This is a genomic window from Streptococcus sp. 544 (assembly GCF_013277385.1).
In the GTDB taxonomy this organism is placed as follows: domain Bacteria; phylum Bacillota; class Bacilli; order Lactobacillales; family Streptococcaceae; genus Streptococcus; species Streptococcus mitis_BA.
The window spans coordinates 76,178-90,337 of the sequence record NZ_VMMU01000002.1; the positions used below are offsets into that span (position 1 = coordinate 76,178).

Below are 14,160 nucleotides of genomic sequence, written 5' to 3' on the forward strand. Positions count from 1 at the left end.
ATGGAAACTGCATTAATTAGTGTCATTGTGCCAGTCTATAATGTGGCGCAGTACCTAGAAAAATCGATAGCTTCCATTCAGAAGCAGACCTATCAAAATCTGGAAATCATTCTTGTTGATGATGGTGCAACAGATGAAAGTGGTCGCTTGTGTGATTCAATCGCTGAACAAGATGATAGGGTGTCAGTGCTTCATAAAAAGAATGAAGGATTGTCACAAGCACGAAATGATGGAATGAAGCAGGCTCATGGGGATTATCTGATTTTTATTGATTCAGATGATTATATCCATCCAGAAATGATTCAGAGCTTATATGAGCAAATAATGCAAGAAGATGCCGATGTTTCGAGCTGTGGTGTCATGAATGTCTATGCTAATGATGAAAGCCCACAGTCAGCCAATCAGGATGACTATTTTGTCTGTGATTCCCAAACATTTCTGAGGGAATACCTCATAGGTGAAAAAATACCTGGGACTATTTGCAATAAGCTAATCAAGAGACAGATTGCAACTGCCCTATCCTTTCCAAAGGGATTGATTTACGAAGATGCCTATTACCATTTTGATTTAATCAAGTTGGCCAAGAAGTATGTGGTTAATACTAAACCCTATTATTACTATTTCCATAGAGGGGATAGTATTACAACCAAACCCTATGCAGAGAAGGATTTAGCCTATATTGATATCTACCAAAAGTTTTATAATGAAGTTGTGAAAAACTATCCTGACTTGAAAGAGGTCGCTTTTTTCAGATTGGCCTATGCCCACTTCTTTATTCTGGATAAGATGTTGCTAGATGATCAGTATAAACAGTTTGAAGCCTATTCCCAGATTCATCGTTTTTTAAAAGGCAGTGCCTTTGATATTTCTAGGAATTCAATTTTCCGTAAGGGGAGAAGAATTAGTGCTTTAGCCCTATTCATAAATATTTCCTTATACCGATTCTTATTACTGAAAAATATTGAAAAATCTAAAAAATTACATTAGAACGGGGGTGAACAAGTGATTGATGGAAAACGATTATTATTTAGTTTGACCATAGTCAGCTATGCCTTGACGCTAGTAAGTGGAATTGTGTATCTGTTTAATAATAACAATGTTAGCTTGCTTTCTACTTTATTGTTCTTACTGGTTAGTAGCTTAATTGCTTGTTGGAATGATATCAAGTATTACTTAATCCATTTTATTTTCTTTTTAACTATTTTTATCTTTCTAGTATCAAGACCGACCATTGATTATTTTAGGGATGGTGCTTTAGATACCTATCATCCAATAGCCTATCGTTTTGCCTTTATAGTCGTCATGGTTTCGATTCTGGGCTTGACAACAGGAGGCGTCCTGGCTCGTTATTTTATAGCTAGGAAGAAAATAAAAGTACCCAAGATAGGAAATTCTCTAAAAGAGGTCTATATCAAGCGGTTGCGCTTTGTATCGCTAGGAGTTTTTCTTCTAACCTATCCTTTCTATTTCATTCGGTTATTTGAACGACTCCTGTATCGCTTGCAGACTTCCTACTATGCCTACTATGCAAATTTTGAAAGTAAACTGCCTTATTTTACCTACATTTTGTCTACCTTTACAGTCTATGCAATGTGTATGTATCTGGCAACCAAGCCAAAGAAATTGCAGGCAACAGCAGTGCTTGTCTCCTTTATTGCAGCTAATATCATTCATTTGGCAATCGGGACACGAAATCCCTTTATTTTAAGTATTCTATTTGCTTTTGTTTATTACTTTATGCGGGAGCAAACAGAAAAGGGAAAATGGATTGGGTTTAAAGAAAAGTTAGCGATTTTTGTAGGTTCTCCTATTCTCATGTTAGCGATGGGAGTGCTCAATTATGTACGGGATAATGTTCAAGTTTCCCATACAGGTTTCTGGGATATCCTGCTTGACTTTATCTATAAACAAGGGACTAGTTTTGGAGTTCTGGCTCGAGGTTTTCTATTTAACAGTAGCCTACCTTACAGAGATTTCCGTAATTTTACTTTTGGTCCTGTCCTTGATTATTTTGCAAGGGGAAGTTTGGGGGCCATTTTCGGAGGAAAAGCCTTTGAACATACAACCAATAGTGTGGAGCTAGCTATTGATAGTAATAGTTATGCCCACAATTTGTCCTATCTTGTTTTGAACAAGGAATATTTAAAAGGACATGGTATCGGAAGTAGCTATATTATGGAGTTGTATACCGACTATGGTATGATAGGAGTCTTTCTACTTAGTCTCTTGCTCGGTATGCTATTCATAGCCATGCTGCAAGTAGCCTATCGTTCAAGAACAATCCTATTTGCTTTGTCCCTACTCATCTTGAATAATCTATTCTTTATGCCAAGAAGTAGCTTTTCAGAAAGTTTCTTCAATCTATTTACAATGCAATTCTGGGGAATTGTTCTTGTGATTATATTTGTAGCAAAAATGCTTACAAAAGAAAACCAGTATCTACTAAACAAAGGAGAAAAAAATCATGTTTGAACATTATTCAGTAGCTGATTTATTTGCAAATCTTTACAAAAAACGAAAAGCAAATATTTTAGCTCTTATCGCTTTATTTGCTCTCATTGCTGTACCATTTACAATTAAAGCAGTTAGGAATAAAAACACTGTCAAAGACACAACAAGTTATTCAACTTATCTTAGCTATAAAATCACTCCTCCAGAAGATTCAGCTAAAACGATTTTGAATCATCAAATTGGTGGTTATAGTGATTTTTATGGGAAATTGATTGATGGTAATTTGAATGGAGCTTATCTTTTCAATGATGTAGAGCCCAGTGAGTTGAAAAAAATTGCCAGTGAATTAGATACGACAGAAACAACCTTGAAAAATTCTACGAATGATTATTGGTGGAAAAAACTGACTGTCTACTATATGATTGACGATGCAGGGGTTGGTGTGAAAATTTTGACACCAAGTAAAGATACTAATGACTTGTTGGAGCGAAAAATTGATGGATTGATTGAGAAATTTAAACACACTTTTGCAAATGTAAAAATTGAAAAATTGGAAACCATCAACTCTAAAGAATTGAATGCAAATGGTGAGACAGCGCTTGGATTAAATGTGAAAAATCTGATTCTCCGTTTAGCTGTTATTGGAGTAGTCTGTGTGATTTTGGTTGTGATGGGAAATGTATTGGTTTATCTCTTTAACCCAACAATCAATAGAGCAGGTGATTTTTCTCAATATCAAATTGATTTTGTAACAGAGATTACAACAATTGCTAACCTAGCAGATGTTTTGTCATACAAAAATGCTGGACAGGAATTGACTATCGTTAGCTCAAACAAAGCTATCCTAGATAAATTGAAACAAAATCAAGAGTCTTTAAAAGGAATGCATTTTGTCGATTTACAAGATGTGCCATCGCTTTTAGAAAGAGATACAGTCCTTCTTGTTGAAGAGTACGGAGTGACTCGTTATAAGAAATTTGAGCAAAGTCTTCAAATTCTCAGAAACTTAAATCGTTCTATCCTCGGTGTAGCAACCTTTAAATTATAAGTATTCTGATGTATAAGGTCTTCAAAGTCGGCTAAGAGCCGATTTTGAAGGCTTTTTCTATCTGTCTGCAGAAATTTTCTTTTGGAGTCTCCTATAGAAATACCCTAGGGAAAATCTATCCGTATAGAGGAGCCTTCTTTTGATAAAATCGTAAAAATCTAGTATAATAGATAGAACTGAAAGTATGAGGTTACTAGCAATGAAAATGAAACAAATTAGTGATACAACTTTGAAAATCACGATGTCTTTAGAGGATTTGATGGATCGTGGAATGGAGATTGCTGACTTTCTTGTTCCTCAAGAAAAAACAGAAGAGTTCTTTTATGCTATCTTGGATGAGTTAGAGATGCCTGATAGCTTTCTGGATACAGGCATGTTGAGCTTCCGTGTGACTCCAAAACCTGATAAGGTAGATGTCTTTGTAACCAAATCAAAGATTGACCAAAATCTAGATTTTGAAGACTTATCGGATTTACCAGATATGGAAGAATTGGCTCAAATGTCTCCAGATGAATTTATCAAAACCTTGGAAAAAAGCATCGCAGAAAAGACTAAAGATGATATCGAAGCGATTCAATCTCTAGAGCAAGTTGAAGCCAAGGAAGAAGAGCAGGAACAGGCTGAACAAGAAGTTGAAAGTAAGAAAGTGCCTTACATCTATTACATCCTTTCTTTTGAAAAATTAGCTGAGTTGGTGGCTTTTGCCAAGACAGTGACTTTTGAGATGGAAACTTCTGAACTCTACAAGATGAATGAGCGCTATTATTTGACTATTTTAGTGGATATTGAAAATCATCCAAGTCCATATCCAGCTTGGCTGTTGGCTCGTATGCGTGAGTTTGCGGACGATAGTGACATCAGTCGCTCGGTCTTGCAAGAGTATGGTCAAGTCTTGATGAATCACGATGCAGTACTTAATCTGCAAAAGATTGGATAATCATTTCTGGAAAGCTATTTCTAGATTTCGAGAAGAGCGAATCGTCTGATTCGTTTTTTCTTTTTATACTGAAATAGTGATTTACTATAATAGGAATTTTCACAAAATTCTGTTATAATGGCTATATCAGAAAATTTCGAGGAGACAAACATGACAGTTAAAATTGCTTTACTAGGATTTGGTACCGTTGCAAGTGGTGTGCCTTTCCTCCTAAAGGAAAATGGAGAAAAAATCAATCAATCAGCACATTCAGAGATTGAAGTTGCTAAGGTGTTGGTCAAGGATGAAGATGAAAAGAATCGCTTGCTTGCAGCAGAGAATGATTTTAATTTTGTAACCAATGTGGATGACATTTTGTCAGACCAAGACATTACGATTGTAGTGGAATTGATGGGGCGTATCGAACCAGCTAAGACCTTTATCACTCGTGCCTTGGAAGCTGGAAAGCACGTTGTTACTGCTAACAAGGACCTTTTGGCTGTCCATGGTGCAGAATTGTTAGAAATCGCTAAAGAGAATAATGTAGCACTTTACTATGAAGCAGCAGTAGCTGGTGGGATTCCAATTCTTCGCACTCTAGCAAATTCCTTGGCTTCTGATAAAATCACGCGTGTGCTTGGAGTAGTCAACGGAACTTCCAACTTCATGATGACCAAGATGGTGGAAGAAGGCTGGTCTTATGATGATGCTCTTGCGGAAGCGCAAAGACTTGGTTTTGCAGAAAGCGATCCGACAAATGATGTAGATGGGATTGATGCAGCCTACAAGATGGTTATTTTGAGCCAATTTGCCTTTGGTATGAAGGTTGCCTTTGACGATGTAGCCCACAAAGGAATCCGCAATATCACACCAGAAGATGTGGCTGTAGCCCAAGACCTTGGCTATGTAGTGAAATTGGTTGGTTCTATCGAGGAAACTCCTTCAGGTATTGCTGCAGAAGTGACTCCAACCTTCCTACCTAAAGCGCATCCACTTGCCAGTGTGAATGGGGTAATGAACGCTGTCTTTGTAGAATCTATCGGTATTGGTGAGTCTATGTATTACGGACCAGGTGCTGGTCAAAAACCAACTGCAACAAGTGTTGTAGCAGATATTGTCCGTATCGTTCGTCGTTTGAATGATGGTACCATTGGCAAAGACTTCAACGAATATAGCCGTGACTTGGTCTTGGCAAATCCTGAAGATGTCAAAGCTAATTACTACTTCTCAATCTTGGCTCCAGACTCAAAAGGTCAGGTCTTGAAATTGGCTGAAATCTTTAATGCCCAAGATATTTCCTTCAAGCAAATTCTCCAAGATGGAAAAGATGGTGACAAGGCGCGTGTTGTTATCATCACACACAAGATTAATAAAGCCCAGCTTGAAAATGTTTCAGTTGAATTGAAGAAGGTTTCAGAATTCGACCTCTTGAATAGCTTCAAGGTGCTAGGAGAATAAGATGAAGATTATTGTACCTGCAACTAGTGCCAATATCGGGCCGGGTTTTGACTCGGTCGGTGTAGCTGTAACCAAGTATCTTCAAATTGAGGTCTGCGAAGAACGAGATGAGTGGCTGATTGAACACCAGATTGGCAAATGGATTCCTCATGACGAGCGTAATCTCTTGCTCAAAATTGCTTTGCAAATTGTACCAGACTTGCAACCAAGACGCTTGAAAATGACCAGTGATGTTCCCTTGGCGCGTGGTTTGGGTTCTTCCAGTTCTGTTATTGTTGCTGGGATTGAACTGGCCAACCAACTGGGCAAGCTCAACTTGACAGACCATGAAAAATTGCAGTTAGCGACCAAGATTGAGGGACATCCAGATAATGTGGCTCCAGCCATTTATGGTAATCTCGTTATTGCAAGCTCTGTTGATGGACAAGTTTCTGCTATCGTAGCAGACTTCCCAGAGTGTAATTTTCTAGCCTATATTCCAAACTATGAATTGCGCACTCGCGACAGCCGTGGCGTCTTGCCTAAGAAATTGTCTTACAAGGAAGCTGTAGCAGCTAGTTCTATCGCCAATGTGGCGGTTGCGGCCTTGTTGGCAGGAGATATGGTGACAGCTGGGCAAGCAATCGAGGGCGACCTCTTCCACGAACGCTATCGTCAGGACTTGGTGAGAGAATTTGCGACGATTAAGCAAGTAGCCAAAGAAAATGGTGCCTATGCAACATACCTCTCTGGTGCTGGGCCGACAGTTATGGTTTTGGCTTCTCATGACAAGATGCCGGCGATTAAGGCAGAATTGGAAAAGCAACCCTTCAAAGGAAAACTGCATGACTTGAAGGTTGATACCCAAGGTGTCCGTGTCGAAGCAAAATAAAGAATAGATGATAGGATGGGGAAACTCTCGACCAGAGGGCTTCCTATCCTTTTTTTGAAAAGAAGTTTATACTCAATGAAAATCAAAGAGCAAACTAGGAAGTTAGCTGCAGGTTGCTCAAAGCACTGCTTTGAGGTTGCAGATGTGAGCTGACGTGGTTTGAAGAGATTTTCGAAGAGTATTAGTTAAAAACTGGATAAAGGAGAAATAAAGATGGCAGAAATTTATCTAGCAGGCGGTTGTTTTTGGGGCTTAGAGGAGTATTTTTCACGTATTTCTGGAGTGCTAGCAACCAGTGTTGGCTACGCTAATGGACAAGTCGAAACGACAAATTACCAGCTACTCAAGGAAACAGACCATGCAGAAACGGTTCAAGTGATTTATGATGAGAAGACAGTGTCACTCAGAGAGATTTTACTTTATTATTTCCGTGTTATTGATCCATTATCAGTCAATCAACAAGGGAATGACCGTGGACGTCAGTATCGGACCGGTATATATTACCAGGATGAAGCAGATTTGCCAGCTATCTACACAGTGGTGCAGGAGCAGGAACGCATGCTGGGTCGAAAGATTGCAGTAGAGGTGGAGAAACTACGCCACTACATTCTGGCTGAAGATTACCACCAAGACTATCTCAAGAAAAATCCTTCAGGTTACTGTCATATCGATGTGACCGATGCTGATAAGCCATTGATTGATGCCTCTAACTATGAAAAACCTAGTCAAGAGGTGTTAAAGGGCAGTTTATCTGAAGAATCCTATCGTGTTACCCAAGAAGCTGCTACAGAGGCTCCATTTACCAATGCCTATGACCAAACCTTTGAAGAAGGGATTTATGTAGATATTACGACAGGTGAGCCACTCTTTTTTGCCAAGGATAAGTTTGCCTCAGGTTGTGGTTGGCCAAGTTTTAGCCGTCCGATTTCTAAGGAATTGATTCATTATTACAAGGATATGAGCCATGGAATGGAGCGAATCGAGGTTCGTTCTCGGTCGGGGAATGCTCACTTGGGTCATGTTTTTACAGATGGGCCTCGGGAGTTAGGTGGACTTCGTTACTGTATCAATTCGGCATCCTTGAGTTTTGTATCCAAGGATGAGATGGAAGAGGAAGGATATGGCTATCTACTGCCTTACTTAAACAAATAAAACAGAGAGGGTGGGCGCTTCCCACTTTCTTCATTTCCAGAATAAGAATAGAAGGGATTTATGAAACACCTATTATCTTACTTCAAACCCTATATCAAGGAATCGATTTTAGCTCCCTTATTCAAGCTGTTAGAAGCTGTGTTTGAGCTCTTGGTTCCCATGGTGATTGCTGGGATTGTTGACCAATCCTTGCCTCAGAGAAATCAAGGGCACCTTTGGATGCAAATTGGCCTGCTCCTTATCTTTGCAGTGATTGGCGTTTTAGTGGCCTTGGTAGCCCAGTTTTACTCAGCCAAGGCAGCGGTTGGGTTTGCCAAAGAATTGACAAACGACCTCTATCGTCATATTCTTTCCCTACCCAAGGATAGCAGAGACCGTCTGACAACTTCAAGCTTGGTGACTCGTTTGACTTCGGACACCTATCAGATTCAGACTGGTATTAATCAATTCTTGCGCCTCTTTTTGCGAGCGCCCATTATCGTTTTTGGTGCCATTTTTAGGGCTTATCGAATCTCAGCTAAGCTGACTTTCTGGTTCTTAGTCATGGTTGCCATTTTGACAATCGTCATTGTAGGATTATCTCGATTGGTCAATCCTCTCTACAGTGTTCTCAAAAAGAAAACGGATCAACTGGTTCAGGAAACGCGCCAGCAATTGCAAGGGATGCGGGTTATTCGTGCTTTTGGACAAGAAAAACGAGAGTTACAGATTTTTCAAACCCTTAACCAAGTTTACGCTAGATTACAAGAAAAGACAGGTTTCTGGTCTAGTTTATTAACACCTCTGACCTATCTGATTGTCAATGGAACTCTCCTCGTTATTATCTGGCAAGGCTATATTTCGATTCAAGGAGGCTTGCTCAGTCAAGGTACTCTCATTGCCCTTATCAATTATCTCTTGCAAATTTTGGTGGAATTGGTCAAGCTAGCCATGCTGATAAATTCTCTCAACCAGTCCTATATTTCAGCCAAGCGAATCGAGGAAGTCTTTGCAGAATCTCCAGAGGATATCCATTCAGAGTTAGAACAAAAGCAAGCTACCAGCGAGCAGGTTTTACAAGTTCAAGAATTGACCTTTACCTATCCTGATGCGGCCCAGCCTTCTCTGAGAGACATTTCTTTTGATATGAAGCAAGGGCAAATCCTTGGTATCATTGGGGGGACGGGTTCTGGTAAATCAAGCTTGGTGCAAGTCTTACTTGGACTTTATCTAGTAGACAAGGGAAGCATTGACCTTTATCGAAATGGACGTAGTCCTCGTAATCTTGAGCAGTGGCGGTCTTGGATTTCCTATGTGCCTCAAAAAGTCGAACTCTTTAAAGGAACTATTCGTTCCAACTTGACTTTGGGTTTCAATCAAGTAGTGACTGATCAAAAACTCTGGCAAGCCTTGGAAATCGCGCAAGCTAAGGATTTTGTCAGTGAAAAGGAAGGTCTCTTGGATGCCACTGTTGAGGCAGAAGGGAGAAATTTTTCAGGTGGACAAAAACAAAGGCTGTCTATCGCACGTGCAGTTTTGCGCCAAGCTCCATTTCTTATCCTAGATGATGCGACCTCGGCCCTCGACACCATCACCGAGTCCAAACTTTTGAAAGCAATTCGAGAAAACTTACCCAACACGAGCTTAATCTTGGTTTCTCAACGAACTTCGACACTCCAGATGGCTGACCAGATTCTCCTCTTGGAAAAAGGTGAGTTACTAGCTATCGGTAAGCACGAGGACTTGATGAAATCCAGTCACGTCTATCGTGAAATCAATGAATCCCAACATGGAAAGGAGGACTAGCATGAGACGACAAACTGCAAATCAAACACTCACACGTTTGGCCAAAGATTTAGCAAGCCATCCCTTCCTCCTTTTCTTATCCTTTCTAGGAACTATTGTCCAGGTTGCCTTATCAATTTACCTACCTATCTTAATCGGGCAGGTCATCGACCAAGTCCTGGTGGCTGGTTCTTCACCAGTTTTTTGGCAGATTTTTCTCCAAATGGTCTTGGTGGTGATTGGGAATACCCTTGTGCAGTGGGTCAATCCTCTCCTCTATAATCGCCTAATTTTCTCTTATACCAGAGACTTGCGAGAGCGAATCATCTATAAGCTCCATCGGTTACCGATTGCTTTCGTGGATCGGCAAGGCAGTGGAGAGATGGTCAGTCGTGTAACCACGGACATCGAACAGTTGGCAGCTGGTTTGACCATGATTTTTAACCAATTTTTCATTGGTGTTTTGATGATTTTGGTTAGTATTCTAGCCATGCTCCAAATTCACCTCCTCATGACCCTCTTAGTTTTGCTGTTGACGCCACTGTCCATGGTGATTTCACGCTTTATTGCCAAGAGATCCTATCATCTCTTCCAAAAGCAAACAGAGACAAGGGGGATTCAGACTCAGTTGATTGAAGAATCTCTTAGCCAGCAGACTATTATCCAGTCCTTCAATGCTCAAGAAGAGTTTATCCAAAGACTGCGTGAGGCTAATGACAACTATGCAGCTTATTCGCAGTCAGCTATCTTTTATTCTTCAACGGTCAATCCTTCGACTCGCTTTGTCAATGCGCTTATTTATGCCCTTCTAGCTGGAGTGGGAGCTTATCGTATCATGATAGGCTCTACCTTGACCATCGGCCGTTTAGTGACTTTTTTGAACTATGTTCAACAGTACACCAAGCCCTTTAACGATATTTCTTCAGTGCTAGCTGAGCTGCAAAGTGCTCTCGCTTGCGCAGAGCGTGTTTATGCTGTCTTAGGGAGTCCTGAGGTGGCTGAAAGTGGCAAGGAAGTCTTGACTAGTAACCAAGTTAAGGGAGCTATTTCCTTTAAACATGTCTCTTTTGGCTACCATCCTGAAAAGATTTTGATTAAGGATTTATCTATTGATATCCCAGCTGGTAGCAAGGTAGCCATCGTTGGTCCGACAGGTGCTGGAAAATCAACTCTTATTAATCTCCTTATGCGTTTTTATTCCATTAACTCAGGAGATATATTGTTAGATGGTCGTTCCATTTACGACTATACCCGGGCATCATTGAGACAACAGTTTGGCATGGTGCTCCAAGAAACCTGGCTCAAGCAAGGGACCATTCATGACAATATTGCCTTTGGCACTCCTGATGCTAGTCGGGAGCAAGTGGTTGCTGCTGCCAAAGCAGCCAATGCAGACTTTTTCATCCAACAGTTACCTCAAGGTTATGATACCAAGTTGGAAAATGCGGGAGAATCTCTTTCTGTCGGTCAGGCTCAGCTCTTGACCATAGCCCGAGTCTTTCTAGCTATTCCAAAGATTCTTATCTTAGACGAGGCAACCTCTTCCATTGATACACGGACAGAAGTACTGGTTCAGGATGCCTTTGCCAAACTCATGAAGGGGCGAACAAGCTTTATCATCGCCCACCGCTTGTCAACCATTCAGGATGCTGATTTGATTCTTGTCTTGGTGGATGGTGATATTGTTGAGTATGGCAACCATCAAGAACTCATGGCTAAGAAGGGCAAGTATTACCAAATGCAGCAAGCTGCAGCTTTTAGCTCTGAATAATCCTTTCTACTTTGAAATCTTATGGACGAAAAAAGTTGCCTTCGGGTGACTTTTTTGTTACAATAGCTAGAAAAATTATTCACTGTAAATTGTTTTTTAGAAAAGGAGCCTAGAATGAAAGTCTTTCAGCATGTAAATATCGTGACTTGTGATCAAGATTTCCATGTCTATCTAGATGGAATCTTAGCCGTTAAGGATTCTCAAATCGTCTATGTCGGTCAAGAGAAGCAAGAGATTTTAAATCAAGCTGAGCAGATTATAGACTATCAGGGAGCCTGGATCATGCCTGGATTAGTCAATTGCCACACCCATTCTGCTATGACAGGCTTGAGAGGGATTCGAGATGATAGCAATCTCCATGAATGGCTCAATGACTATATCTGGCCAGCAGAAGCTGAGTTTACTCCCAACATGACTACCAAGGCGGTCAAAGAAGCTCTGACAGAGATGCTCCAGTCAGGTATAACAACCTTTAATGATATGTATAATCCCAATGGTGTGGATATTGAGCGGATTTATCAGGCAGTGAAAGATTCCAAGATGCGTTCTTATTTCTCACCGACCCTCTTTTCTTTAGAGGGTGAAACAACTGTTGAGACCATAAGCAGAACACGATCTATCATAGAGGAAATCTTAGGATATGAAAATCCAAATTTCAAAGTTATGGTGGCCCCACATTCTCCTTACAGCTGTAGTAGAGACTTGCTGGAAGCGAGCTTGGAAATGGCAAAAGAGTTGGGTATCCCCATCCATATCCATGTTGCGGAGACCAAGGAGGAGTCAGGCATTCTCCTGAAACGATACGGCAAACGCCCCCTCGCATTTCTAGAAGAACTGGGTTACTTAGATCATCCGTCTGTCTTTGCTCATGGGGTCGAATTAAACGAGAAAGAAATTGAACGTTTGGCAATGTCTCAAGTATCTATCGCCCACAATCCTATCAGTAATCTCAAACTGGCATCAGGGATTGCTCCCATCATCCAACTGCAAAAAGCAGGAGTGGCAGTAGGAATTGCGACAGATTCAGTTGCTTCCAACAACAATCTTGATATGTTTGAGGAAGGACGGACAGCCGCACTACTACAGAAAATGAAGAGCGGAGATGCCAGCCAGTTTCCAATCGAAACAGCCCTCAAGGCACTGACAATTGAAGGGGCTAAGGTTCTAGGGATGGAAAATCAGATAGGAAGTCTAGAAGTCGGCAAGCAAGCAGATTTTCTCGTTATTAAACCACAAGGGAAAATCCATCTCCAACCTCAAGAAAATATGCTGTCCCATCTAGTTTATGCTGTCAAATCCAGTGATGTTGATGATGTCTATATTGCTGGAGAACAGGTCGTTAAACAAGGTCAAGTCCTGACAGTAGAACTTTAGAATAAAAATCACGAAAAATTTTAAAAAAAGTTTGCAAAAATCTTGCATTCTTTTTTTGACTATGTTATACTTATATACGGTTTGAAAAAACTGCCTAAGACAGTAGGGGAGCTCGACTCATAAGTATCCTACCGAGGACAAAACGTATCATGTAAAAAGAAGCGTATTGTACTTTCGTGTCTAGGTTTGGGCGCGTTTTTCTTTTGGAAAAATTCCCCAAGCAAAATAATTACGGAGGTGAACACACTAATGAGTGAAGCAATTATTGCTAAAAAAGCGGAACTAGTTGACGTAGTAGCTGAAAAAATGAAAGCTGCTGCATCTATCGTCGTTGTTGACGCTCGTGGTTTGACAGTTGAGCAAGATACAGTTCTTCGTCGTGAGCTTCGTGGAAGCGAAGTTGAGTATAAAGTTATTAAAAACTCAATCTTGCGTCGTGCAGCTGAAAAAGCTGGTCTTGAAGATCTTGCATCAGTATTTGTTGGACCATCTGCAGTAGCATTTTCTAACGAAGATGTTATCGCACCAGCGAAAATCTTGAACGACTTTTCTAAAAACGCTGAAGCACTTGAAATCAAAGGTGGTGCAATCGAAGGCGCTGTCGCATCTAAAGAAGAGATTCTTGCTCTTGCAACTCTTCCAAACCGCGAAGGACTTCTTTCTATGCTCCTTTCTGTACTTCAAGCGCCAGTGCGCAACGTTGCTCTTGCAGTCAAAGCGGTTGCAGAAAGCAAAGAAGACGCAGCTTAATCTTAAGCTACGCAGCGTAGCCTAGCTACGAAAATCTATTATAAATTTAAAACATATTTGGAGGAAATAACAATGGCATTGAACATTGAAAACATTATTGCTGAAATTAAAGAAGCTTCAATCCTTGAATTGAACGACCTTGTAAAAGCTATCGAAGAAGAATTTGGTGTAACTGCAGCTGCTCCTGTAGCTGTTGCTGCAGCTGGTGCTGCTGACGCTGGTGCTGCTAAAGATTCATTCGACGTTGAATTGACATCTGCAGGCGACAAAAAAGTTGGCGTTATCAAAGTTGTACGTGAAATCACAGGTCTTGGTCTTAAAGAAGCTAAGGAACTTGTTGACGGTGCACCAGCACTTGTTAAAGAAGGCGTTGCAACTGCAGAAGCTGAAGAAATCAAAGCTAAATTGGAAGAAGCTGGAGCTTCAGTTACTCTTAAATAATAGAGTGACTACATTAGTAGCTTAAAACATGATTAAACCGCTATTCTTGGGAGTAGCGGTTTTTCTTTTTTCTCCGAAATGGGATAAAATGGGGTAAGTAAGTAATTATCCAACTGTTTAACTCAACATAAAAATCCCCAATCGTAGTGATTGAGGATTGAGCA

At 40.5% G+C, this 14,160-nt stretch carries 12 protein-coding genes and 1 other annotated feature; all 12 genes read left to right on the forward strand.

Annotated features, from left to right (window positions below; all coding sequences use genetic code 11):
* The 12 genes from HT728_RS01390 (at nt 1) to rplL (ending at nt 13,996) form a co-directional block, all read left to right on the forward strand.
* Complete coding sequence (locus tag HT728_RS01390; protein WP_164226464.1) at nt 1–987, forward strand: glycosyltransferase family 2 protein; 987 nt, start codon at nt 1–3, stop codon at nt 985–987.
* A gap of 15 nt (nt 988–1,002) precedes the next feature.
* On the forward strand, nt 1,003–2,472 hold the full coding sequence (locus tag HT728_RS01395; RefSeq protein ID WP_173214126.1) for an O-antigen polysaccharide polymerase Wzy family protein: 1,470 nt from the start codon (nt 1,003–1,005) through the stop codon (nt 2,470–2,472).
* On the forward strand, nt 2,465–3,499 hold the full coding sequence (locus HT728_RS01400; protein ID WP_173233375.1) for a prephenate dehydratase: 1,035 nt from the start codon (nt 2,465–2,467) through the stop codon (nt 3,497–3,499). The genes HT728_RS01395 and HT728_RS01400 overlap by 8 nt, the downstream gene beginning before the upstream one ends.
* A 199-nt stretch (nt 3,500–3,698) precedes the next feature.
* Nucleotides 3,699–4,436, forward strand: coding sequence for an adaptor protein MecA (mecA, locus tag HT728_RS01405; RefSeq protein ID WP_173233377.1), 738 nt, complete (start codon nt 3,699–3,701; stop codon nt 4,434–4,436).
* A 150-nt stretch (nt 4,437–4,586) separates the two neighbouring features.
* Nucleotides 4,587–5,873: a homoserine dehydrogenase gene (locus HT728_RS01410; RefSeq protein ID WP_112444064.1), complete on the forward strand. Its 1,287-nt coding sequence runs from the start codon at nt 4,587–4,589 to the stop codon at nt 5,871–5,873.
* 1 nt (nt 5,874) lies between these two features.
* Complete coding sequence (gene thrB, locus HT728_RS01415) at nt 5,875–6,744, forward strand: homoserine kinase (RefSeq protein ID WP_173233380.1); 870 nt, start codon at nt 5,875–5,877, stop codon at nt 6,742–6,744.
* A 213-nt stretch (nt 6,745–6,957) separates the two neighbouring features.
* Nucleotides 6,958–7,896: a peptide-methionine (R)-S-oxide reductase MsrB gene (msrB, locus tag HT728_RS01420; RefSeq protein WP_173233382.1), complete on the forward strand. Its 939-nt coding sequence runs from the start codon at nt 6,958–6,960 to the stop codon at nt 7,894–7,896.
* Between the two features lie 60 nt (nt 7,897–7,956).
* Nucleotides 7,957–9,681, forward strand: coding sequence for an ABC transporter ATP-binding protein (locus tag HT728_RS01425; RefSeq protein ID WP_173233384.1), 1,725 nt, complete (start codon nt 7,957–7,959; stop codon nt 9,679–9,681).
* A gap of 1 nt (nt 9,682) precedes the next feature.
* Nucleotides 9,683–11,431 (forward strand): ABC transporter ATP-binding protein, encoded by a 1,749-nt coding sequence (locus HT728_RS01430; protein ID WP_173233386.1) that lies wholly within the window; start codon nt 9,683–9,685, stop codon nt 11,429–11,431.
* A 114-nt stretch (nt 11,432–11,545) separates the two neighbouring features.
* On the forward strand, nt 11,546–12,805 hold the full coding sequence (locus tag HT728_RS01435) for a TRZ/ATZ family protein (protein WP_173233389.1): 1,260 nt from the start codon (nt 11,546–11,548) through the stop codon (nt 12,803–12,805).
* Nucleotides 12,806–12,880: 75 nt separating this feature from the next.
* Nucleotides 12,881–13,016, forward strand: a sequence feature (ribosomal protein L10 leader region).
* Between the two features lie 38 nt (nt 13,017–13,054).
* Entirely contained in the window at nt 13,055–13,555 is a 501-nt protein-coding gene (rplJ, locus tag HT728_RS01440; RefSeq protein ID WP_001287278.1) for a 50S ribosomal protein L10, read from the forward strand.
* Nucleotides 13,556–13,627: 72 nt separating this feature from the next.
* Complete coding sequence (gene rplL, locus HT728_RS01445) at nt 13,628–13,996, forward strand: 50S ribosomal protein L7/L12 (RefSeq protein ID WP_001196965.1); 369 nt, start codon at nt 13,628–13,630, stop codon at nt 13,994–13,996.
* The last annotated feature ends 164 nt before the right edge of the window (nt 13,997–14,160 follow it).